At 65.7% G+C, this 23,319-nt stretch carries 19 protein-coding genes and 1 pseudogene; 14 read left to right on the top strand and 6 right to left on the bottom strand.

Features of this window, described 5'->3' with window-relative positions; all coding sequences use genetic code 11:
• Nucleotides 1-105 precede the first annotated feature (105 nt).
• The 5 genes from AC3ERS_RS31765 to AC3ERS_RS31745 all read left to right on the top strand — a co-directional run bounded on the left by AC3ERS_RS31765 (nucleotide 106) and on the right by AC3ERS_RS31745 (nucleotide 5,291).
• Nucleotides 106-1,281, top strand: coding sequence for an acetyl-CoA C-acetyltransferase (locus AC3ERS_RS31765; protein ID WP_431971824.1), 1,176 nt, complete (start codon nucleotides 106-108; stop codon nucleotides 1,279-1,281).
• A 252-nt stretch (nucleotides 1,282-1,533) separates the two neighbouring features.
• Nucleotides 1,534-2,181 carry a TetR/AcrR family transcriptional regulator gene (locus AC3ERS_RS31760; RefSeq protein ID WP_431971820.1) on the top strand — a complete coding sequence of 216 codons (648 nt, stop codon included), beginning with the start codon at nucleotides 1,534-1,536 and terminating at the stop codon, nucleotides 2,179-2,181.
• Nucleotides 2,182-2,416: 235 nt separating this feature from the next.
• A complete protein-coding gene (locus tag AC3ERS_RS31755; protein ID WP_431971819.1) occupies nucleotides 2,417-3,547 on the top strand; it encodes a Re/Si-specific NAD(P)(+) transhydrogenase subunit alpha in 1,131 nt (376 codons plus the stop codon).
• Nucleotides 3,547-3,867, top strand: a complete 321-nt coding sequence (locus tag AC3ERS_RS31750; RefSeq protein ID WP_431971818.1) for an NAD(P) transhydrogenase subunit alpha part 2 — start codon at nucleotides 3,547-3,549, stop codon at nucleotides 3,865-3,867. The genes AC3ERS_RS31755 and AC3ERS_RS31750 overlap by 1 nt, the downstream gene beginning before the upstream one ends.
• A gap of 5 nt (nucleotides 3,868-3,872) precedes the next feature.
• Complete coding sequence (locus AC3ERS_RS31745) at nucleotides 3,873-5,291, top strand: NAD(P)(+) transhydrogenase (Re/Si-specific) subunit beta (protein WP_431971817.1); 1,419 nt, start codon at nucleotides 3,873-3,875, stop codon at nucleotides 5,289-5,291.
• A 276-nt stretch (nucleotides 5,292-5,567) separates the two neighbouring features.
• Here AC3ERS_RS31745 and AC3ERS_RS31740 read toward each other — a convergent pair whose 3' ends face one another.
• Nucleotides 5,568-8,870, bottom strand: coding sequence for a protein kinase domain-containing protein (locus AC3ERS_RS31740; protein ID WP_431971816.1), 3,303 nt, complete (start codon nucleotides 8,868-8,870; stop codon nucleotides 5,568-5,570).
• A 652-nt stretch (nucleotides 8,871-9,522) separates the two neighbouring features.
• Between AC3ERS_RS31740 and AC3ERS_RS31735 the strand changes: the two genes are divergently transcribed.
• Together AC3ERS_RS31735 and AC3ERS_RS31730 are read left to right on the top strand one after the other, a co-directional pair.
• Nucleotides 9,523-9,891, top strand: a complete 369-nt coding sequence (locus AC3ERS_RS31735; protein WP_431971815.1) for a nuclear transport factor 2 family protein — start codon at nucleotides 9,523-9,525, stop codon at nucleotides 9,889-9,891.
• A 564-nt stretch (nucleotides 9,892-10,455) separates the two neighbouring features.
• Nucleotides 10,456-11,031 (top strand): hypothetical protein, encoded by a 576-nt coding sequence (locus AC3ERS_RS31730; protein WP_431971814.1) that lies wholly within the window; start codon nucleotides 10,456-10,458, stop codon nucleotides 11,029-11,031.
• Between the two features lie 393 nt (nucleotides 11,032-11,424).
• On the opposite strand, the pseudogene AC3ERS_RS31725 reads toward AC3ERS_RS31730, so the two are convergent.
• Nucleotides 11,425-11,628: pseudogene (locus tag AC3ERS_RS31725) on the bottom strand (transcriptional regulator); the annotation flags it as partial.
• 74 nt (nucleotides 11,629-11,702) lie between these two features.
• Between AC3ERS_RS31725 and AC3ERS_RS31720 the strand changes: the two are divergent.
• Nucleotides 11,703-13,142, top strand: coding sequence for an MFS transporter (locus tag AC3ERS_RS31720; RefSeq protein ID WP_431971813.1), 1,440 nt, complete (start codon nucleotides 11,703-11,705; stop codon nucleotides 13,140-13,142).
• 101 nt (nucleotides 13,143-13,243) lie between these two features.
• Nucleotides 13,244-14,830 carry a GMC family oxidoreductase gene (locus tag AC3ERS_RS31715; RefSeq protein WP_431971812.1) on the top strand — a complete coding sequence of 529 codons (1,587 nt, stop codon included), beginning with the start codon at nucleotides 13,244-13,246 and terminating at the stop codon, nucleotides 14,828-14,830.
• A 58-nt stretch (nucleotides 14,831-14,888) separates the two neighbouring features.
• Here the strand turns inward: AC3ERS_RS31715 and AC3ERS_RS31710 are convergent, their stop codons facing one another.
• Nucleotides 14,889-15,365 carry an HAD-IIIC family phosphatase gene (locus AC3ERS_RS31710; protein WP_431971811.1) on the bottom strand — a complete coding sequence of 159 codons (477 nt, stop codon included), beginning with the start codon at nucleotides 15,363-15,365 and terminating at the stop codon, nucleotides 14,889-14,891.
• A gap of 914 nt (nucleotides 15,366-16,279) precedes the next feature.
• Between AC3ERS_RS31710 and AC3ERS_RS31705 the strand changes: the two genes are divergently transcribed.
• Together AC3ERS_RS31705 and AC3ERS_RS31700 are read left to right on the top strand one after the other, a co-directional pair.
• Nucleotides 16,280-17,500, top strand: a complete 1,221-nt coding sequence (locus tag AC3ERS_RS31705; RefSeq protein ID WP_431971810.1) for a PucR family transcriptional regulator — start codon at nucleotides 16,280-16,282, stop codon at nucleotides 17,498-17,500.
• 146 nt (nucleotides 17,501-17,646) lie between these two features.
• Nucleotides 17,647-18,369 (top strand): helix-turn-helix domain-containing protein, encoded by a 723-nt coding sequence (locus tag AC3ERS_RS31700; protein ID WP_431971809.1) that lies wholly within the window; start codon nucleotides 17,647-17,649, stop codon nucleotides 18,367-18,369.
• 53 nt (nucleotides 18,370-18,422) lie between these two features.
• Here AC3ERS_RS31700 and AC3ERS_RS31695 read toward each other — a convergent pair whose 3' ends face one another.
• A complete protein-coding gene (locus AC3ERS_RS31695; RefSeq protein WP_431971808.1) occupies nucleotides 18,423-18,629 on the bottom strand; it encodes a hypothetical protein in 207 nt (68 codons plus the stop codon).
• 14 nt (nucleotides 18,630-18,643) lie between these two features.
• Nucleotides 18,644-19,504: a hypothetical protein gene (locus AC3ERS_RS31690; RefSeq protein ID WP_431971807.1), complete on the bottom strand. Its 861-nt coding sequence runs from the start codon at nucleotides 19,502-19,504 to the stop codon at nucleotides 18,644-18,646.
• An 82-nt stretch (nucleotides 19,505-19,586) separates the two neighbouring features.
• Between AC3ERS_RS31690 and AC3ERS_RS31685 the strand changes: the two genes are divergently transcribed.
• Nucleotides 19,587-20,216 carry an HAD family acid phosphatase gene (locus AC3ERS_RS31685; RefSeq protein ID WP_431971806.1) on the top strand — a complete coding sequence of 210 codons (630 nt, stop codon included), beginning with the start codon at nucleotides 19,587-19,589 and terminating at the stop codon, nucleotides 20,214-20,216.
• A gap of 226 nt (nucleotides 20,217-20,442) precedes the next feature.
• On the opposite strand, the gene AC3ERS_RS31680 is transcribed toward AC3ERS_RS31685, so the two are convergent.
• Nucleotides 20,443-21,114 carry a hypothetical protein gene (locus AC3ERS_RS31680; RefSeq protein WP_431971805.1) on the bottom strand — a complete coding sequence of 224 codons (672 nt, stop codon included), beginning with the start codon at nucleotides 21,112-21,114 and terminating at the stop codon, nucleotides 20,443-20,445.
• Nucleotides 21,115-21,290: 176 nt separating this feature from the next.
• Between AC3ERS_RS31680 and AC3ERS_RS31675 the strand changes: the two genes are divergently transcribed.
• Together AC3ERS_RS31675 and AC3ERS_RS31670 are read left to right on the top strand one after the other, a co-directional pair.
• Nucleotides 21,291-21,896 (top strand): TetR/AcrR family transcriptional regulator, encoded by a 606-nt coding sequence (locus tag AC3ERS_RS31675; RefSeq protein ID WP_431971804.1) that lies wholly within the window; start codon nucleotides 21,291-21,293, stop codon nucleotides 21,894-21,896.
• A gap of 212 nt (nucleotides 21,897-22,108) precedes the next feature.
• The gene (locus tag AC3ERS_RS31670; RefSeq protein ID WP_431971803.1) at nucleotides 22,109-23,257 is read left to right on the top strand and encodes an NAD(P)/FAD-dependent oxidoreductase; all 1,149 of its coding nucleotides are present in this window, start codon (nucleotides 22,109-22,111) and stop codon (nucleotides 23,255-23,257) included.
• Nucleotides 23,258-23,319 lie beyond the last annotated feature (62 nt).

Here is a 23,319-nt window from a genome sequence, read left to right as displayed (position 1 = left end):
ACAGCAGGTCGAGGGCGGAGACCTACTGGTCGAACTCGGGGTCTGAGCGCTGGGAAGCGTTTCCGCGCGACAACTACGAACCACAGAGAGGGCTACATCGTGACAATTCAATCGGTCATCGTTTCCGGGGCACGCACCCCGGTGGGCCGCTTGCTTGGATCGCTGAAGGACTTCAGCGGCTCCGATCTCGGCGCCGTCGCCATCAAGGCAGCCATGGAGAAGAGCGGGATTTGGCCGGAGCAGGTCGACTACGTGATCATGGGCCAGGTACTCACCGCAGGCGCCGGCCAGATCCCTGCCCGCCAGGCGGCAGTCGCCGCCGGCATTCCGATGTCCGTACCCGCACTCACTCTCAACAAAGTGTGCCTGTCAGGACTCAACGCAATCGCATTGGCGGATCAGCTGATTCGCTCCGGCGAATGCGAAATCGTGGTAGCAGGTGGCCAAGAGTCCATGTCGCAGGCACCGCACCTACTGAAGCGTTCCCGCGAGGGCTACAAGTACGGCGACGCCACTCTGCGCGACCACATGGCCTACGACGGCCTCTACGACATCTTCACCGATCAGCCGATGGGCGCCCTCACCGAGCAGCGCAACGAGGCGGACAAGATCAGCCGCGAGGACCAGGATGCCTTCGCCTCCGCCTCGCATCAGAAGGCCGCGGCCGCGTGGAAGAACAGCCTGTTCGAGGACGAGGTCGTGCCGGTGTCGATTCCACAGCGCAACAGCGACCCGCTACTGTTCACTGCTGACGAGGGCATCCGACCGGACACCACCGTCGAGTCCCTGGTCAAACTGCAACCCGCGTTTCGCAAGGACGGCACCATCACCGCGGGTTCCGCCTCACAGCTCTCCGACGGCGCCGCAGCGGTAGTAGTGATGAGCAAAACCAAGGCACTAGACCTGGGCCTGACCTGGATTGCCGAGATCGGCGCGACAGGCATGGTCGCCGGTGAAGACTCGACCTTGCAAGACCAGCCCGCCAACGCCATTACGAAAGCTTGTGCCCGCGAGAGTATTTCGCCCACGCAGTTGGATCTGGTCGAGATCAACGAGGCATTCGCTGCAGTCGGCATCGCCTCCACCCGCAAGCTCGGCATCGCTCCGGAGAAAGTGAACGTCAACGGCGGCGCCATCGCCATCGGCCACCCATTAGGCATGTCCGGCGCACGCCTCGTGCTGCACCTCGCACTGGAACTCGGCCGCCGTGGCGGCGGCATCGGCGCGGCCGCGCTCTGCGGTGGCGGCGGCCAAGGTGACGCCCTCATCGTCCGCGCCTGACCGATCAGCACCCTGCGACACCGCCAATGGCGATGCGCCATTACAACCAAGCTGACTCCAAGGAGCCAGCTCCGCCACCCGCCCCGACCGGACGGAGGCCCAAGCATCCCACCAACAGAAGCGATTGGATCGGAACGGTGTTCCTGGATACGAAGCAACAACCGATCGAGCCAGCAACGCCGATCGCGAACGGGAAGGGCGGCAGAGAGTGACGACCGGTCCCCAACATGCGTCAGCGACAGACTGATTCACATGGGTGGTACAGCAGCGACAAAGCCTCGGCGATTACGTTCCGACGCCGCACTGAACCAACAACGCATCTATGCCGCCGCACATCGCCTACTCGGCGAGAACGGAGTGGACATCACCCTGGACGAGGTCGCCCAACTGGCCGGCGTCGGTATCGGAACCATCTACCGGCGGTACGCAAACAAGCAGGAGCTGATCGCTCAGGTGCAGCGGCAGTATGTCGAGGAATTCGCTGCGGCAATTGAACTCGCTTCAGCGAATCCAGATTCTTGGCAAGGACTTAGGCAACTATTGGAGTACGCCGGTCAGCAAGTCGCGAACAGTCGGGCCTATTGCGAGTTGCTGTCCAGAGTCCGGGAAGGAACGAAACTGTTCGACTTCATCCAGAAGTCGATCGACGAACCCCTGACAATGCTGCTGGGGCGCGCCAAAGAATCTGGCCATCTGAGGCCCGATGTCGAAGCATCCGACATCTACACCATTATCATCATGATAGGCCCCGTGGTCGCCCTCACTCACACAGCGCAGCAGAACAATTGGCGTCGCTACCTGGCCCTGACCCTCGACGGAATCTGTGCCACAACGACACCCAGGCGCCCACTCTCCCCCGCACCCTTGAGCATTACAGACCTCTTCAGACCAGAGACATGAGCCCCCTTTCGTCAGAGACCCTTCCCTGATCAGCGATCCGTGAGATGGATCCGCAGAATCCATTGTGCCTGACCCCCAACCACTCTCCCTCATCCCGCCCGGCACGCCACCGCGCCATACCTAGATCAGTTAGTAGACAATAACTGACATTTCAGATAACCTCGATTAACCGAAATGAGTTGCCAGCGGTCACGTCGAAACTAGTGCCGCAAGCGCAAGTAAGGAAGCCTCACCAATGGATACGAAGCACACCGCGGATGCCGCAGTGTCGCGAAAAGCCCGCGTCGGCGTGGTTCGTGAAACGAACGTGGACGAACGGCGCGTGGCATTGGTACCGAAGGTCATTCCGAGCCTTTTGAAGCAGGGCGTGGAGGTGATCATCGAGCCCGGCGCCGGACTCGGAGCACTGATCTCGGACAACGACTACGTCGATGCCGGCGCGACGATCGGTAATCCGTGGTCAGCGGACGTGGTGGTGAAGGTGGCGCCACCCAACGATGCCGAAGTGCGGAGAATGCCGATCGGGCAGACGCTGATCGGCTTCCTCGCGCCGCGCGGCCCGGACAACAAGATCAAGGCGTTGTATTCGGCGGGCGTGCGGGCGTTTGCGGTGGAGGCGATTCCGCGTATCTCGCGTGCGCAGGTGATGGACGCGTTGTCCTCGCAGGCGAATGTGGCCGGATACAAGGCCGTGCTTTTGGCGGCATCGGAGTCCACTCGCTTCTTCCCGATGCTGACCACCGCGGCGGGCACGGTGAAGCCGGCGACGGTGCTGGTGCTCGGCGTGGGTGTCGCGGGCCTGCAGGCGCTGGCGACCGCCAAGCGCCTCGGCGCCCGCACCACCGGCTACGACGTGCGCCCGGAAGTCGCCGATCAGGTGCGGTCGGTGGGTGCGCAGTGGCTGGACCTGGGTATCGACGCCGCGGGTGAAGGCGGTTACGCCCGGGAACTGACCGACGAGGAGAAGTCCGAGCAGCAGCAGGCGTTGGAAGAGGCGATCAAAGGTTTCGATGTGGTGATCACCACCGCGCTCGTGCCGGGTCGCCCGGCCCCGCGGCTGGTCACCGCCGCCGCTGTCGAGGGCATGAAGCCGGGCAGCGTCATCGTCGATCTCGCCGGCGAGACCGGCGGTAACTGCGAACTCACCGAGCCGGGCAAAACCATTGTGCGCCACGATGTCACGATCGCCTCGCCGTTGAATCTGCCCGCCACGATGCCCGAGCACGCCTCGGAGCTCTACTCCAAGAACATCATGGCTCTGCTGGAGCTCATGCTGAAAGACGGCGTGCTGCGACCAGATTTCAGTGATCAGATACTGGCCGACTCCTGCGTGACCCGTAACCCGATCGACGGCGAGGTGAACTGATGTATACCGAGTTGTTGGCGAACATCGCGATCCTGGTGCTGTCCGGGTTCGTCGGTTTCGCCGTCATCTCCAAGGTCCCCAACACTCTGCACACGCCATTGATGTCGGGTACCAACGCGATTCACGGCATCGTGGTGTTGGGTGCGTTGGTGACGTTGGGCCGGGTGGAGGATCCCTCGATCGGCATCCAGCTCATTCTGTTCGTCGCCGTGGTCTTCGGAACCCTGAACGTCATCGGTGGTTTCGTGGTGACCGACCGGATGTTGGGCATGTTCAAGGGCAAGAAGCCGGTCGCCGCGGTCGAGAAGGCGGGCGAGTAAACGTCATGGACAACTTGGTCAACATCCTCTACATCGTCGCGTTCTCGCTGTTCATCTACGGTCTGATGGGCCTGACGGGTCCCAAGACCGCGGTGCGCGGCAACTGGATCGCCGCGGTCGGTATGGGCATCGCGGTCATCGCGACCCTGATCGCGGTGCGCGACACCAGCAACTGGATCATCATCGTCGCGGGCCTGGTCGTCGGTGTCGGGCTCGGTGTGCCACCGGCGCGGTTCACCAAGATGACCGCGATGCCGCAGCTGGTGGCCGCGTTCAACGGTGTCGGTGGTGGCACGGTCGCGCTCATCGCATGGGCCGAATTCCTCGGCACCACCGGGTTCTCGGACTTCCAGCACGGGGAAGAACCGACCGTGCACATCATCGTCGGCTCGCTGTTCGCCGCGATCATCGGCTCGGTCTCGTTCTGGGGCTCGCTGATCGCCTTCGGCAAGCTCCAGGAAATCCTGCCCGGCAAGCCGATCGGCATCGGCCGCCTCCAGCAGCCGCTGAACCTGCTGCTGCTGGTGGTCGCGATCGCCGCGGCCGTGGTCATCGGCCTGGGCGCCGCCGACGGTGGCGCACCGTGGTGGTGGATGGTGCTGCTGCTCCTGGCCGCCGGTGTGCTCGGCCTGATGGTGGTGCTGCCGATCGGTGGCGCGGACATGCCCGTGGTCATCTCGCTGCTCAATGCGTTGACCGGCCTGTCGGCCGCGGCGGCGGGGTTGGCGTTGAACAACACCGCGATGATCGTGGCGGGCATGATCGTCGGCGCGTCGGGCACCATCCTGACCAACCTGATGGCCAAGGCCATGAACCGCTCCATCCCGGCCATCGTGGCCGGTGGATTCGGTGGCGGCGGCACCGCACCCGGTGCCGGTGGTGGCGAGCAGAAGCAGGCCAAGGCCACCTCCGCCGCGGATGCCGCGATCCAGATGGCCTATGCCAACCAGGTGATCGTGGTCCCCGGCTACGGTATGGCCGTCGCCCAGGCTCAGCACGCGGTCAAGGAAATGGCCGAGCTGCTCGAGAAGAAGGGTGTGGAGGTCAAATACGCCATCCACCCGGTCGCCGGTCGCATGCCCGGGCACATGAACGTGCTCTTGGCGGAGGCCGAGGTGTCCTACGACGCGATGAAGGAAATGGACGACATCAACGGCGAGTTCGGCCGCACCGATGTCGCCCTGGTCATCGGCGCCAACGACGTCACCAACCCCGCCGCCCGCGAGGACGCCTCCAGCCCGATCTACGGCATGCCGGTCCTCAACGTCGACCAGGCCAAGTCCGTGATCGTGCTCAAGCGGTCGATGAACTCCGGCTTCGCCGGCATCGACAACCCGCTGTTCTACGCCGACACCACCTCCATGCTCTTCGGCGACGCCAAGAAATCCGTCGGCACAGTCACCGAAGAACTCAAGGCGCTCTAGCAGCGCCCCTGAAACCCGCGCCACAACCGTCAATGGCGCGCCGTGCCGCCACCGTGAAGACCTCCCTGCCTCGCGGTGGCGGCACATCCTAAGAGCCCGCGCCACACTTACCCGCCGTGGCGCGCGTGCCGCCACCGTGACTACCCCCACGGTGGCGGCACACCCCCAGGCCCGCGCCACTGCTGCATGGCGCGGTGTACCGTCACCGCGTAGTTGCCCGGCCGCGCGGTGACGGTACAACCACGCCATGCAGGAAGTCATGAGCGGACCACGCTGTCAAAGGCTCTCGCGCTGTGCCTCCTCCGCCACACAAGCCGCGATCTGTGCGCGCGAAGTGAATCCCAGCTTGGTCAGGATGTGTTCGACGTGGCCTTGAGCGGTGCGCTGCGAGATCACCAGTTCGGCTGCGATCTGCTTGTTGCTGAGCCCCCGGGCTACCAGGTCGGCGACTTGCCGCTCACGCTTTGTCAATTTCGCGAACAGGTTTGATGCCGGCGTCATGCCGGTGGGCTCTCCGAGTGCATAGGCAACAGCGGCGTCCATCCCCATCTCATGGCCTCGCCGGAAAGCCGAGTCGAATCCTCGTGCGCCGAGAGCATGACGTGTAGCCCGTTCGCATTCGTCGTGGAAGCGGGCCAAATTCGGAAACACTCTCCTTACATTGCTTCCCGCCGGCCAGAGTCCTTCCGCAGCTCCCAACAGAACAGCCGCGCGCTCGGCGTCGCTGTCATCGGCGACAGTCCAGGCCAGCGCCGCGAGACTGAAGGCAATCACATAGGGACTCTTCAAGCGCCGGTTCACGCGCAGCGCTTCTTCGAGCAGCTTTCGGGCCTGGAATCGCTCGCCTTGCTGCCATGCGGCAACGCCCAAGCCGCGCAACGCACCTGAACGATAGTGCAGTTCACCGAGGACTTCGGTGAGTGAAAGCACTTGACGGTACAGCTCGATCGCGCGAGTTGTCTCACCTCGCAATTCATATGCCCAAGCCAGGAACATCAGCGCACTGATGTAGCGAGTTCCGGCCCTATTTGAGGTTGATGCCTCGACGACACGTTCGAACGCGGCGGTCGCATTGACAGGTTCGCCGCTCGTGAGTGCCAGAATGCCTTCGGCGTAGGCAATTCGCGCCTCCGCGGCTGCAGCGGGCGCTTGTTCGGCGACCGTTCGCCCTTGCGCAAGGAGGGTGCGTGCGGACTCGAAATCACCCTGCAGGGCGGCCATCTGGCTGTCGACACAGAGAGCCCCGACGCGGTGGGGTATCGATTGCGCCCTGGGGTGGGCGAGAATGCGGTCGAGCCAGGATCGGCCTTCACCGTACAGACCGCGGAAACTCCAGAACTCGAACAGGGCGGCGGTAGTGCGCAGTCCTGCTACGGCGGCCTCGTCGCTGTCCTCGGACAGGCACGATTCGAGGGCTTCGCGCAGATTGGGTTGTTCGCGGTCGAGGCGGGCTAACCACTCGGGCTGCCGGTCGCTGACCCATTCGGTTTCGGCGTCGAGTGCCAGCTGTTGGTACCAGTTGCGGTGTCGTCGGCGCAGATCCTCGTATTCGCCGGAGCCGTGCAGCCTCTGCCAACCGTATGCTCGTAGCGTTTCGAGCATACGGAAACGCACGACCGCGCCGGATGCCTCTCGGATAAGGATCGATTTGTCGACCAGGGAGGACAGTGCATCCAGCGCATTCTGCTCGCTGGCGTCGGGTTCCGAATCAGCGGTGCGGGCGATGCCACAGATTTGTTCGATGGCGTCGAGGTCGAAGCTGCCCGCGAATATCGAAAGCCTAGCCCACAGTCGCTGTTCGACCGGGGTGCACAGCTGATAGCTCCAATCAATGCACCACTGCAGGGTTTGTTGCCGTGTCGGTGCAGTGCGGCTGCCGCGGGTCAGTAGTGTGTACCGGTCGACGAGCCGTGCCAGTACTTGCTGAGGCGAGAGTGTACGCATCCGAGCTGCGGCGAGCTCGATCGCCAGCGGCAACCCGTCCAAATGGGCACAGATCTCGGCTACGGCAGCACTGTTGTCTTCATCGAGTTCGAAGCCGGGCACGGCCGCGGCGGCACGTTCGATGAACAGTGTCACGGCGTCGAAGCGCGGCAGCCCCAGGAGCATCGGCTTTCGGTGCGGATCCGGGACGGTCAGTGGCAGCACCCGCAACACCGCCTCCCCTGCGATGTTCAACGGTTCGCGGCTGGTGGCCAGGACCCGCACATCCGGACAGGTCCGCAGCAACGCCTCGACCAACTCCGCGACAGCCTCGACAATTTGCTCGCAGTTGTCCAATACGAGCAAAGCTTCCCGGGAGCTCACGACCTCGATCAAGACTTCGCGCAGCGGTCGAGCGGACTCATCCCGCACCCCAAGGGTCGCCGCCATCACATCTACTAGTAGGGAACCATCGGACACCTCGGCCAGGTCGACCAAACACACCCCGTCGGCAAAATCGCCTCGCGCCCGTGTCGCGGCGCGCAGCGCCAGCCTCGTCTTGCCAACGCCCCCAGTGCCTGTCAACGTCACCAGTCGGGACGTGGCCAGCCTGTTCTTCACCTCCGACATCTCAACGCGCCGGCCGACGAAACTGGTCAACTCGAGCGGTAAACCACCGCTGCCGCCGCCGATCGCCGCAAGCGACGCGGGGCTTCTCCGCTCCGATGACGTGCGGCGCCGGTGTTCGAGAATCGGTTCGCCCTGCACCGCCATCTCACTCACTACTGAACCGCGACGCTGTTGGATCTGCTGGATGGCCTCTCCGAGCTTCGTCGCCGACGGCCGCTCCCGGCGATCCCGGCTCATCGCCGTCGACACCAGCGCCGACACATCATCAGGTATGCCGCTGGCTCGCAGGTCCGGCACTGGCTGGGTGGTGATCCGCAGAAACTGGGTCACCACGTTCTCACCACTACGACGCTCGAACGCGGCATGCCCGGTCAGTGCACAAAACAGAGTGGCTCCCAGCCCGTAGACATCCGCGGCCGAGGTCGGGGTCTCGCCCTCGAGAACCTCCGGAGCGGTGAACGCCGGCGATCCAGTCAGCGTGCCTGCCGACGTCTGAAATCCACCGACGATGTGCGCTATACCAAAATCGGTCAACGCCGGTTCTCCATACTCGGTGAGCAGAATATTTCCCGGCTTCACATCCCGATGCACAATGTTCAGCCGATGCGCACTGGCCAGCGCTCCAGCGACTTTCACCCCGATTCTCAACACGTCCTGCACCGCAAGCGGACCGTTCTTGCGGATCCATGCACCCAGCGAATCCCGCGGGTGATACGGCATCACCAAGAAGGGGCTTCCACTTTCGGTGACTCCCGCCTCCAGCACCGTGACGATGTTCGGGTGCCCGGTCAATCGGCCCATTGCCCGCTGCTCCCGAACAAACCGGGCCTGGTTGTCAGCATCCAACTCCGCGGTCAACACCTTCACCGCCACCATTCGATCGAACCCCGGCTGCCAGCACCGATATACCACTCCGAAACCACCCCGACCGATCTCCACCGCATCTTCGAACCCGGCCACCGCTAATTCCGCCGCGAGAGGCGTTACGACCTCACGACGAGTACGCAAAGGATCATCATCAGTCATCGGCTAGGAGTGATCAGACCAGCCGGTCTCCGGACAGCAGGCAACATGTGCTCACCTTTCGCTACTGCTCAGCGTATCGCCGAAGACGTCGACGGAGGCATGCCGAACTGGAAGGTATGAAGCGCCACCGACCATCGGCGCCGTCATAAGAAGGTGGTGAGCAGCAGCGGGGCGGAGCTGACCCCTTTTGCTCGCTCGGGCCGGCTCGAAACTGGCGCCGCCGTTGTTGGTATGGCAGGTCCCCCGTCCTGTCAGTCGGCGTTGACCGCGCTGGCGGCACAGACGATGGCCCATCACAGGGCGCCGCCGATGTGTTGACCGTCGAACAAGCTGTCGCTATCGTTCCACTATCCGATCCGACCGGATCGCATAGTGGACCACTCCTGGAAGGGTTGGCATGCGGCCGATGCCCTCGACGCCCTCTTGGTATCCCGCTCCGGCCCGCATCGCAATTCCCGGTCGAGGCCAACAGACGAGCGGCGTGACGGTGCCTTATCCAGCACGAGCACTCGATGTCGTGTGGTCCACCGAGACACCAGGGGTCGGTGACGCGTCACCAGCACAGGCCGGGAGCGCTCCTCGGCTTGTCGGCCACGTGCAGACGATGGGCGCTCGGATGTCGATCAGCAAGCAATGAGCGAGGAGCACAGGAATGAACATTGCCGAGATCTACGCTGCGGATCTGCGGCGACGAGAAGCGCAGATCCGCAGTGATATCGAGGAGCTTTCACGACTCTTCGACGACGACATGTTGTGGATTCACGCTAGCGGCCAGATCGACACCAAGGACACGCTCCTCGAGACGCTTCGATCGGGCAAGGCGAAGTATCTGACGATCGACACGCGGGACGACAGCTTGCGGATCAAGGGCGGGGTCGCCTTCTTAAGTGGGATCGTGACGATCAAGGCCGAGATGAAGGGACTTGAACGCGAACTCGAGCATCGATACACGATCGCGTGGCATCAGCACGACGGTGACCTGAAGGTTGTGAATTGGCAGGCGACACGACTGGATCTCTAGAGCTGCAGCGACCATCCGAGCACCGGAAGTCCGATGGCCGGCGCCATTCGGAACTGAGTGCTTTTGCATTGTGGGCCGTGGCTGATAGATCGTTTGCCCCGACATGGGCGCCGAAAGATTGGCACGCTGCCTTTTCGATCGCGATCGGGTCACTCAGCGCGTATCGATGCGGCAGTCCGTTTGGTGGGGCGCACTTCGTTCGCGAGACATGTAAGACCACACGGTCTAGTACCTGGCCCGTCGAGCGCCGTCCCTCTACAACGGCGGCGCTCGCATGCAGTATGACCACGCCGACAACAAATTTTTCGGGCGCTTCCACGACGCAACCGATACCACGGTCAAACCTTACGGCTGAATCGAGACCCGCTTCTACACCGCACAGTGCCACCACCACCTATTGCCACCCGAGATCGTCACTGCGATTTCACCGATACCGCCCTTGCACGCCGCAGTTCTATCCGGGCCTTGGTCACCGAGATCCCGCACGCGTTCACCCGTCCGAGCTGGCCCGACACCGCCCGTTAACTGAGCACCCCCTTCCTTGGAGAGACAACTGGATCTGTCATGCCCATAGCAACATTCACTCTCAGCACCCACACCAACTGCACCGAGCACGGTGCCGCCTATACCCTTTCGGCCACCGACGCCGCCCCCGTGCACGGGCTGGTATTCACCGACATGGCCGAACATCAGGTGTTTGGGGACGGGTTCGCCCAACGCCGACCCATGGTGGTGTTCCGATTCTTCGGCCTAACCATCGATGACCAGCAGATGGGCAACCCGCGCGCCACGGTGCAGTTCAATCCCGAGTGGACCGGGCGCACGAGCCCCACGCGCGCGATCAGCCTCGGCGAACCCGGTTACCTGACAGTGCATCTGGGCCACCCGATCACCACGACTACGGGCACGGAGCGAGAGCTCATGGTCGACCTGCTCGCTGCTATCACCGCCGAGTATCTCACTGACGAACGCGTCGCGCGTCATCGTCACTGGCTGGCCGAACTGCGCCGACAAGACACCGCTCGCGAGCTCGGCCGTATACAAGCGCTAGAGCAGCAGGCTCACCGCCGCAACCGCGACGCCCGCGCCGCCGTCGACGCCGCGTGGTCGCTGCTGCAGTCCGTACGTAAGCAGTACTGACTCTGCACGATTCCGGTTCAACCGCCCGACGGCACCTCGTTGGAACTGGAACTGTTGCGGGTCGACGTCCGCACGTGCGACGGGCGCTCACGATCATCGTGCTCGCCGCAGCCCCCTCGACGCACTCGATCTTGTCGGCAGGCTCACGATCACCCACACGATGACATTGTCAGATGCGCACAGCGACATAGACCCATGCCAAACTCTTTGGGAGCATCTCTATTTGGCTACCGTTAACGATTTCACAGCCCTTAGCCCCGGCCGCCCTGGCCAGCAGGGTGCGCTACATACGACAACAGAACGGCTGCTGTCCGTCGAGCCGCAGAAACTTCCCACCCCGCCGCCACAGCCAACTTCCGCGAACCGTGCGCGCTACATAGCGACCCCTTATGCCTGGTTCAACCAGGTGTACCAGGTGACGCCGACACCGGACAGTTGCGCCACCTCCTCGCGGCGCAGTCCTGGAGTGCGACGACGCGGGCCGGGCGGCAGGCCGACATCCCCGGGCGAGATGCGGGCCCGCCGCGATTTGAGGAAGGCTCCCAGTTCGTTTCGCCGGGCCTTGCGCAGGGCGCGAGCATCCACCGCATCGGTCATACAGTGATCGTCGCCGATCGCGCCCGGCTTATCCAGGTGGTGCCAGTACTAGTTTTATCGGGCTCCTGTTACCGGTGTCGGCGAGCGCGCAAGCTCGATCGCATGACCCAGACCTTGCCGACACGGCCGCCGCGGCGCGCGGTGCGTGGCGCGCCGCGGCCATCCTCGCCATCATCCTCACCGGTCAGTTCATGGCCGTGCTCGACGCTTCCATCGTCAATGTCGCCATCCCGTCGATCCGTTCGGGGCTGGGCACCAGCGGATCCGCGCTCCAGCTGATCGTCGCCGGCTACGTGATCGCCTACGCGGTGCTGCTGGTCACCGGAGCCCGCTTGGGCGACCGCTTCACCCAGCGGCGCGCCTTCATCGCGGGTCTCGCGCTGTTCACTGTCGCCTCGCTGGCCTGCGGGCTAGCCTGGAACGCGGTGTCGCTCATCGTGTTCCGCTTCATCCAGGGTGCGGGGGCTGCGGCGATGATTCCGCAGGTGATGACCCTCATCCAGCGGGACTTCAGCGGGCAGGCCAGGGCCAAGGCGCTGAGCGTGTACTCCGCCATCATCTCGGGCGGCGTGGTCGTCGGCCAGGTGCTGGGCGGACTGATCGTGGACGCCGATCTCTTCGGCAGCGGCTGGCGGGGTGTCTTCCTCGTGAACGTGCCCGTCGGCGCCGTGCTGCTGGTACTCGCGCCGCGCGTACTGCCGTCCGACGGACCGCGTTTCGACCGGAAGCTCGATCTGGCCGGGCTCACCGTGCTCACCGTGTCGGTCCTGCTGCTCGTGGTGCCGCTGGTGCTCGGCGGCGAACAAGACTGGCCGAGGTGGACATGGATCGCCTTGGGCGCCAGCGTGTTCGGCGCCGTCGCGTTCGTGTTGGTCGAACGCCACGTGGCCCGTCGCGGCGGTGCGCCGCTGTTCGCGCGGGAGGCGCTGCGCGCACCGGGCCTGCTGCTCACCGCGGCGACACTGTTGGTGGTGATGGCGACCTTTGGCGGCTGGATGTTCGTCATGGCCATCCACCTGCAGAACACGCTCGGCTACACCGCGCTGCACGCGGGACTGGTGTTCGTGCCGATGGGGGCCGCCTTCGCCGTCGCGAGCCTGAACTGGCAGCGCGTCCCGGGGCGCTTCCACCGCGCGATGGTTCCGCTCGCACTGGTCCTCGGCGCCGCGACCATGACGGCGCTCGCGGCGATGCTGCGCGACGGCGCCGAGCCGGGACCGGTCGCCCTGGTCGTCTTCGGACTGATGGGAATGGGTTTCGGCCTCGCCTTCACACCGCTGATGACCCGCACGCTGGCGAACGTTCCCCGCGCGGTGGCCGCCGACGCCAGCGGAATTCTCGTCACGCACGTCCAACTGGGTATCGTCGTTGGCATCGCCTCCTTCGGAACCGTGTTCCTGAGCCTCGCGGGCGCGTCCACGCTGTCCGCGGCGCGGGCGCTCGGCGTGACCGGCACGGCGGAGGGGGTGACGGTGCTGCTCGCGGCCGCGTTCTCGGCCCGCGCGGCACGGTGAGGCCGAGAGTCCGTCCGGCGCGGTCGGCGTCTGCGCGAAACCGGGCCGGGGCGGGCTCGTTGGCCGTATCTTTGCCGTAAGGGTGCAGATCGGAGTGGACAGTGGCAGCAGGGCAGCTCTCGGCCGACTACGTGATCGTCGGATCGGGTTCGGCGGGTGCGGTGATCGCCAACCGGCTCAGCGAGGATTCCGGAACCCAGGTGGTGGTGCTGGAGGCGGGCCCGCCGGACAAGGACAAGTTCGCCCATATTCCGGCGGCCTTCGCGAAACTGTTTCGCTCCGAACTGGATTGGGACTATCTGACCGAGCCGCAGCCGGAGCTCGACAACCGGCAGGTGTACTGGCCGCGCGGGCGCACGTACGGCGGGTCGTCCTCGATGAACGCCATGATGTGGGTGCGCGGCTTCCGCGCCGACTACGACGAGTGGGCGCTGCTTGCCGGTGCGGAGTGGGGATTCGCCGCCGCGGTCGAACAGTTCCGCCGGATCGAGAACGTCGAGGACGCGCAGTACCCCGACGAGGGCACCGCCGGACCGTTGTACGTCTCGCACCAGCGCAGCCCGCGCCCCTCCACGGCGGCGTTCCTGACGGCGGCGCAGGAGTCGGGATTCACCGTCGAGGCGCCGAATCGGCCGCAGCCCGACGGTTTCACTCAGACCATGGTGACCCAGCACAACGGCAGGCGGTGGAGCACTGCCGACGCGTACCTGCGTCCGGCACTGCGGCGCGCCAACCTCACCGTGCACAGCGAGGCCCTCGCCACCCGGGTGATTTTCGAGGGCAAACGGGCCGTCGGCGTCGAGTACCGGCAGAACGGTGAGACCCACACCGTCACCGCCCGCCGCGAAGTGGTGCTGTGCGGCGGCGCGATCAACAGCCCGCAGCTGCTCATGCTCTCCGGCATCGGCGATGGCGACGAACTGGGTCGCCACGGCATCGCGGTGGTGGCGCACGCGCCGGATGTCGGGGCGAACCTGCAGGATCACCTGGTCGCGGGCATCGGCTACGGGGTGGAAGACTCGCTGTTCAACGCCGACAAGAAGCCGCGGCAGCTGCTCGACTACCTGCTGCGCCACCGCGGCATGCTCACCTCCAATATCGGCGAGGCCTACGGCTTCGTCCGGTCCAAGCCCGAGCTGGAACTGCCCGACTTGGAGCTGGTCTACGCACCCGCCCCGTTCTACTACGAGGGCCTCATCGATCCGACCGAGCACGGCATGATCCTGGCGACGGTGCTGCTGCGCCCGCACAGCCGAGGGCGGATCGCGCTCGGGTCGGCCGATCCCACGGCCAAGCCGGTCATCGATCCTCGCTACCTCTCCGACTCCGCGGGCGCCGACCGCGCCGCCCTGATGGCAGGCCTGCGCACTTGCGCGAGGATCGCCGACGCGCCCGCGCTGAAGGCGTTGCTTGGCAGCCTCATCTACCCGCCGAACGCGCCCGACGAGCTCGAGGCCACCCTCGAACTGGCGATCAACGGCTACTCGCACACCCTGTATCACCCGATCGGCACCTGCCGGATGGGCACCGACCCGGCCAGCGTGGTGACGCCGCGACTCGAGGTCCGTGGCGTGCAAGGACTTCGGGTGGCCGACGCCTCGGTGATGCCGCTGCTGATTCGTGGACACACGCACGCGCCGAGCGTGTTCGTCGGCGAGCAGGCCGCCAAGTTCCTGCGGGAGTCCTGACCTCACATCGCTCGGCCGCCGCGTCCGGGTTCCGCGAAACCGGACGCGGGCGGCGGCGCTAGAAGACGGGCACGCGGTCGAAGCCGAGCGGCGGCGTGGGGGTCGGGCCGGTGCCGAGCACCGGCTTGAAGTCGGGCAGCGCGGTCAGCACATCGATGTTGCGGGCCGCGTAGCAACGCACCTGCGGCAGCGCGCGGGACACCTCGGCCCGCTCCACCGGCTCGTCGTCGACGAACGCGATGGTGTCCAGGCTCAGGCCCAGGGTTCGGGCGATCCGCACGATGCTGGCCGACTTGCGGCCCCACCCGATCTCGAGCGCGGAGAACATCTCGTAGACGCCGTGCCGGTACAACAGCTCCAGCGTGAGGTTGCGGTCGCTTCGGCTCGCCACGGCGTGCCAGATGCCGCGGTCGGTCAGCGCCCGCAACGTGCGCAGGGACGCGGGCCGCGGTGCGCCGCTCGTCGCGTCGCACACGACACCGTCCCACAACGTGTTGTCCAGTTCCCAGACAAGACATCTCAGAGCCGGTCTCATCGCCTGCCCCTATCGGTTCGTCATCGCTGCCTTCCCTGCCGTGGCGCGCCCGGCAGACGGGAGTACTGCAACCATCCGGGGCACGGCACGTGCCGGGCAAGCCCCAGGTTCCTGGGTGGCCGGTCCGGCCCGGGTGATACTACCGCCAGGCCGCCGAAGCGCCACTCGATCCGATCTGGCAAACCGTCAGCGCTCCCAGCCCGCGAACAACTCTGTCGCCCTGGGTCCGTCGGCTCGATGGTTCCCTCCGATGCCCGGCCAAGCGCTCGTTTGGCATGCCGTGCAGTTGTGCGGGTCGCGCCGGAATTCCGCCTGCCGCAAGGCCCTCGCAGACGCTCGCTTGCGGCGGCGGCGCGAGAGTGCGTGCGGGCCCGCGCTTCGTGCCACCCGCCGCGGGCGAGCGACCGGCGAGTAACTCCGTCGGCGCAGGCAACGCGCGCCCCGGATCCTCGCCCGGCATGGATCATTCGGCACGCTCGCGACACGCCTGCACACCACGCTCCCTGGCGGGGTGTAACCACCTGTCGGTCAGCCTGACTCGGGCTCGCCCTCGAGGTCACTCGGAGGAGGTCGATCGCACCGCGCAACGCCTCGCCGAAGGGGAGTTGACACTCATAGCGTCCCAGACGATTTCAGCGCAACTTTGACTCGTCGATACTCCACTAATTGCGCGAAAGATGGGTCTCCGGACCGGTTTCCGAACGAAAAGTAAACTGAACAAATGACCAGCAAAAGCCTCGGTCCGCATTCCCCCCGGACCCCAACGCCCCATGACCTGTGAGCGCTCACAAGGGTCCGATTTCGGCGCCGTCGTGATCTCACAGAACCCGACGAATCGTTCCGCGCCATTGATCATGCGGTTAATGTGAATGCGCCGCACAGCAATTTCCCCCCGGGGGCGGAAGGAGTCGCCAATGACCGTCGACAGTGGGGCCAGACCGAGTTTGACTCTGTCCGGCCGACCGATGTCTTCGCCGTTGCAGGATGTCCGGAGCCTATCGCGCCAGATGGTCGGACACTTCGTCGAGAACGTGGTCCCCTGCGGCACGCTACCGGGCGACGCCATCAGCGGCGACGTCACCACCATCACCCGGGTCTGCCTCGAGTTCGCGGTCAGCATGCTCGACGGACGGGACATTCCCGCCAAATTGCAGCGGCTGCAGGACGCCGCGGCGGGCTGGGCGCGCGAGGGCGTGCCGATCGACACCATCCATCACTCGATTCACGAGGGCTTCAAGATCGGCCTGGATCTGGTGGTCTCCAACGCCTCGACCAAGGACTACGGCAACCTCGTCGACGGCGCGAAGATGGTCGTGGAAATGCTCGACCAGATCACCTCGGCGATCTCGGTCGCCTACGTCCGCGAACTGCGCGCCGTGGTCAGCGAGCACCACACCGCCGTGCACACCCTCACCTCCGCGCTGCTCGGCGGACACAGCACCTCCACCATGGCGCGCGAGTGCGGCATCGCCATCGCTGCCTTGTACGCGGTCGTCGCGGTCGCGATCCCGCAGCACCGCGACGAACGCAACCCGGCCGTGGACGGGCAGGTGGTGGCCAGGCGCAAACTGCGCCGCGTCCAGGCCGAACTGGCCACCCGGTGCGGCAGCAGCGCGCTGTCGTTGCTCAGCGTGGACGGCGGCACCATCCTCATACCGTCCGTCGCGTTCGACAAAGGGCAGTTGGACGCGCTGATCACCGAGCTGTCCCGGGCCGCCCAGGTCGGCATCACCGCCACCCTGGTCGAGGCAACGCCGGAACAGATACCCAACGCCGCCGACCAGGCGCACGAACTGCTCGACATGGTGCAGCGCCTGCAAGCGGTGGCCGGTCTCTACCGCTTCGACGAGCTGGCGCTGGAATACCAGCTGACCCGCCCTGGCCCGGGCCGGGAATACCTCGGTTCGCTGCTCGACCCGCTCGACGAACACCCGGAGCTGCTGGAGACATTGCAGCGGCACATCGCCAACAACCTCAACCGCCAGCGCACCGCCCGCGTGCTGCACGTGCACACGAACACCGTCGACTACCGGCTCAAACGAATCGGGCAGCTCACCGGTTTCGATCCATCCCAGCCCTCCGGGCTCTGGTATCTGCGTTCGGCGCTGGTGGCGCGCACCTACCGCACTCCCTGAGCCAGGGGTTCACGACCCGGCGCGGCTGGGAATGTCCGGTTGCGATTCCGCAACGGTTCCCGGTCGCGCCGCAAGCGGAGCAAAGGACGATTTCGGGTAGCCCGCTACTCATGAGAAAACCCGGGCGGGGCGTGCACACTATCTCCATGCCGGATGTGCGCGAGCTCGTCGCGGGCGGCGACGACAAGCAGGGTGTGCTGGATCGGGCGTTCGCTGTGCTCGATGTCTTGAGCCGGGCCGACGACGGACTCGGGCTGAGCGAGCTGGCCCGGAACGCCGGACTCGCCAAGACCACCACCCACCGCATCGCCGAGCAGCTCGTCTCGGTCGGGGCCATTCAGCAGATCGATCAGCGCTACTTCATCGGCCCTCTCGCCGCCCAGCTCGGACGCTGCTGGCAGCCGGATCCGCTGCTGAGCCAGGCCGCCGCCGATCCCGTGCGCGCGCTGGTCGGTCCGGCGGACGCGGCCGCCGTCTACGCGCTGTACGGGGGCAAAGGTCGATTGGTGACCGCCGCCGCCCGCGGCGCCCACTGCTGGATACTGCCGCCGGACCTGACGGAGACCTTCGCGCCGCTCGCCGCGGCCTGGCACGTCCTGCTCGTCGCCGACCACAAGCCCGTCACCCCGGCGACGCTCACGGCGAGGCGGTCGCATCGGCTGCCGATCTCCCTGCGCGACCGCGGATTCGCCATCTCGGTCCACCACGAGGGCGTTCCCGAAATGAGTTGCGTGGCGGCGCCGCTGCTGAGCGACGGCATGCATCGACCGGCGGTCGTCGCCGTCCTGACCCTGACGCCCTGCCCGCCGCCGGGGCTCTCGGATCTCGTCTTGCACACGGCCGATCGGATCGCGCAGCGCCTGCGGTGAGATTGCGGCGAGCGCGCGGCGCGACTTGGACGCGGGCCGGCACGCTCCCGGCATTACGCCAGACAGATCAAGAATCCCGTGGCGTTGATGCTGGGCAATAGCGTCGGCAGGCACACCGGCGCGAAGAAGTTGTTCATGACTTCGTGCCGCTGCTCCGCCATAGGAACGGTGGGTGACTCGGCGGTGGCGACGCCCGCGCCGAGGGCGATGGCGGGTGCGACAGCGAAGGCGGCCGCTATCCCGCACAACTTCATGCTCATTGGGGACCTCGCTCTCATGCTGCCTGCCCGACCCGGACAGAACCATCAGCCGCTTTCGGAGGGGCTTTCACAAGGGATTGGTCCGATTGACGGAACGGGTGGTGGGAAGAGCTGCGGTGCGTGCGATTCACGTAGCCAGGCGACTCGCCGGGGTCATCTTCAGATCGCGCCGACAGTTGTTTTCGAATCGTTCGGTCGGACGTTTCCGACGCGGTCCACCTACACGCATCCAGGCTCTGATGCTGCGCGCAGAAATGGATGTGCCGGAAGCAGCGAACGACCTCCAAGCTCTGCGTCGGATACGAGACCAGAACGAAGGACAGACATCGGGAAACCACACTGTGGCTGTCAATTCGCGCAGGGGCTAGGCACGCTCGCCGTGGAATGCCGATCAAGCCGATAGGAAGCGACGCGAAAAGCCCGGAGCCAGACAGGGTTTTGCGACCCCAAGCCAGCACGCGGCCATTCAGCGCAGGCCGGACTTGGCCGATCCGTCCGTAGTTCAACAGCAGCGCGGTAACCGGTTCGATGCTCAGGTAGACATCGATCGGGCCGGGTTCGGCCGGATCCACTGTCAGCGCGCCGCTATCGAACCGGAAGACATAGCTTTCGAACCCGCGCAGCCGGTATTCGTAAGTGGCCGTGTGCCCGCCGGTCCACGTCGCATTCACCCAGCGCTTCGGAAATCCGGTCCACCGCGCCCCTCCCCACAGGCGCGTTCGAATCCAGTACGTCGCCAACGTAATCGAGGCTGGGTACAACGTCGAGGTCGCCGGATCGCGCCGGATTGTGATGTGCCCCGGCACGTCACTCGTCGGCGCATCACCGACAAGCCGTACCACGTCGGCGTAGCGTTCGACGACTTCGACGACCACCGTCCCACTGAGCGGGATATTCCACGCCGCACGATGTGAAACACATGCGCGTCTGTTTCGTGCGCGATAACGTCCCCTGGTCATGAGACGCTCTGTTGCAGGTATCGCCCTCGGCATCACCATCACGGTCGCCGCACCGCTGTCCGTCGCCCAAGCCGACACCGGCTCGTCGTCGCTCTCCGGCGGCACCGGCTCGTCGTCGCTCTCCGGTGGCGGCCTTCCCCCGTATTCGCAGTGGATCACCGAGGTGCAGACGGTCGCCGCGCAGGCCAAGGACTATCTGGCCGGACGGCTGCCCGGGGCGACCCGCCCGGCCATCGTCCTCGACATCGACAACACCTCGCTGGAAACCCAGTACAACCCGGGCCCCATCACTCCGGCCATCGCGCCCATTCTGCAGCTGGTCCGATGGGCCAAATCGCAAGGTGCGGCAATCATTTTCGTCACCGGTCGTCCCGCGCTGATGAACCTGTACACCCAAACCAATCTGACCGCCGTCGATTACCCGGTGGATGGGCTCTACGGAAGCCCGCTCACCACGCTGTCCGCGGGCTCGGTGGGGCTCGAGGAATACAAGACCAACGCCCGCATAGACATCGAGGGCGACGGGTACACGATCGTCGCGAACATCGGAAACAGCCCTTCGGATCTCGCGGGCGGACATGCCGAGAAGACCTTCAAACTGCCCGACTACAACGGCAAGCTCTCCTGACGGACAGGAGAGACCGCAAAGGTGGTGGCCGCGAACAAGATCGGTGAGGCGGGAGCCCTACGGTCCGCGTGCGTGCCCATCGCCGAGCCCGCGCGCTGTGCGAGATCGTACAGTCCGCGCCGCACAGTCCGCGCCGTACAGTCCGCGCCGCACAGTCCGCGCCGCACAGTCCGCGCCGCACAGTCCGCGCCCGCGGCCCCCTCGGGCCGCGGGCGCTGTGGCGCGGTCAGTTGTAGGCGACGCTCTCGAACCAGACGACGGTCCGGCCAGGGCGGTCGAACACGCTCACGCACACGTTGTTTCGATCGAAGACCCAGCCCTCGTCGCGGCAACCGGACCAGCCGCCGTCGCGCCCGTGGTACAGCGACCACCCGTGCCGCCACCCGAGGTGACTACGCACGCGGTCGCTGACCTCCTCGGCGGGCACCGTGCCCGCGGTCCCGATCTCGAAGGCGCGCATACAGATTGTCGAGGAGTTCCCGCCGCAACCCCGGTCCGTGTTCGCCAACACGGTCAACCCCTCGGGCAGCGGCAGCAGCGCGTCGTTGGACGGCACCGAGGCCCGCTGTCCCTTCATGACGCCGACCGTGAGGGCCGTGCAGAGCACGCTCAGAACGCAGTACCCGATCACCAGCGTTCGCCCGATACGGTTCAGCACCGACAATTCGGCGGTCTCCGCACGGTCGGATACGAATCCCCATACCGCGACAGCCACATTCAGCGTCACCAACAGCACCATCACCGTGATCGTCCCAGCAGGCAGCACCCATCCGAGACTGACCGCGAACTCCGCCGCGGCGATCACCGCCAGGATCACGCCCACCCTCTTCCGGCTGCGCGGCGTGCGCGCCGCGAGCAACCAGCACAGCAACGGGATGACAAAGACCGCCCGAATCACGATCGTCAGCCTAGGCCCCGCCACCCACCGCCGGAACCTCATCACTGGCGTCGGCCGATATCAGAACTTCGATCAATGCAAACACTTCGATCAACCATGAAACGGACCACACCGATTTACTTACTATATGTCAATGACACAAAGTAACTTTTCGGTTTGTCGCGTACGATGTAGCAATGGCCCGACGTCCGAAGCATGATCCGCGAGAGTCCGAGCAGGAGATCTTGCACGCCGCAGAACAGCTTCTGCGCGAACGGCCGTTCCGCGAGATGAACGTCGAGACGGTCATGAGCCGCACCGGCCTCAAACGGCCGGCGTTCTACGTGCACTTCCGGGACCGGCACGACCTCGCCCTGCGCGTCGTGCAGGACGTCGGCCGCGAGATCTTCGAGATGACCAACCGGTGGATGCAAGGCAACGACCTGCGCAACGATGCGCGAGCCGCCTTCGAGGGATTGGCCGACGTCTATGTCCGCCACGGCCCGGTGCTACGCGCGCTGTCCGACGCCTCCGGAAGCGACGAAAAGGTCGAAATCGCCTACCGCGCACTCGTTCAGCGACTCATCGACGCCATCGCGCGCCACATCCGAGAAGAACAGGCTCGAGGACGGACCGCGGAAGCGCTCGACGCGGACGAGACCGCCCGCGCTCTGGTGTGGATGGACGAGCGCTACCTGTCGGAAGCCCTCGGACGCGAACCCCGCACCGACCCGCGAATAGTTGTGGACGTTCTCTACAACATCTGGATGTCCGCGCTCTACGGCTCCGACTCGAGCGACTGATCTCGTCTCCTGATCTCTCGACCGAGGGCTTATCAAGGCCTTGGCACCGCCGCCGCGCGGCTCGGCGCCGGCACTCGCACCGCTTGCCGCTACGACACAGCATCCTCGGCAGGCGAATCGACCGCCTGGTGGGGCATCCGCACGGCGGCCGGATGCGACCGCAAACCCCGGTTCGTCAGCGAACGCGTGGCAACCGGGAGCACAATGAGCGCATGCGAACCGTGCTCATTCTCGGTGCCGGATTCGGCGGGCTGGAGTTGGCCAGCCGCCTGTCGCATGCACTGGCCGACGACCAGGTCCGGATCGTGCTGATCGACCGGAACGACTCCTTCACCTTCGGCTTCGCCAAACTCGAGATCCTCTTCCGGGATGTTCCGCCGGAGCGCGTCCGTGTTCCGTACGCGGACCTCGCCCATCCGGGGGTCGAGTTCCGCCGCGAGGAGGTGACCTCGATCGATCCGCGGACCCGCCGCGTCGTCACCGATCGGTCCGAGTACGAACCCGACATTCTCGTCGTGGCGCTCGGGGCCGAATACGACCTCACCGCGACCCCCGGATTCGTCGAAGACGGATACGAGTACTACTCGATCGAGGGCGCGTGCCGATTGCGCGACCGGCTGGCGAACTTCGAGGGCGGCGACGTGCTCCTCGCCATTCTCAGCGTCCCGTTCAAGTGCCCGCCCGCGCCCTACGAGGGTGCGATGCTCCTGCACGAGAAGCTTGCCGGGCGCGGTGTCGACGCGCGCATTCACATGATCAGCCCGATGGACTCACCGATCCCGGTCTCGGCCGACACCTCCGCCGCGCTCGTCGAGGCACTGAACAACCGCGGCATCCAGTACTCGCCGGGCCGACTGGTCCACGCTCTCGATCCGAGCCGCCACGTGGCGGTGACCCGCATTGGCGATCTCCCCTACGACCTGTTCATCGGAATCCCGAAGCACCGGGTGCCCGCCGTCGTGGCGGCGTCCGGGCTGACCGAAGGCGGCACGGACGGCTGGATCGCCGTCGACCCGCACACCCTCGAGACGCCGTACCCGGGCGTCTACGCGCTCGGCGACTGCGCCGATGCCCCGGTCCCGCGAGCGGGAGTGTTCGCCGAGGACGCCGCCCATACCGTCGCCGCTGCGATCGCGGCGACGGTGCACGGGTCCGACTGGTCCGAACGGTACCGAGGTCGCGGCGTGTGTCATATCGAGTTCGGGGGCGGCCTGGTCGGCAAGGTCGACGCGGATTTTCTGTCGGGCCCCGCGCCGGTCGCGCCGTTCTCCGCGCCCTCCGAGGAACTCGCGCGCGAGAAGGCCGCCTCGGCCGCCGCTCGGCTGGACCGCTGGTTCCCGGGCTCGAACCACCGGCCCTAGCGAACAGGCGCGCCGCACGCGACGACGGGTGTCACAGGGTGAGTTTCGCGCCAGGCGCCGGC

This window comes from Nocardia sp. bgisy134, assembly GCF_057708325.1.
This window is presented reverse-complemented; position numbering and strand designations above follow the sequence as displayed.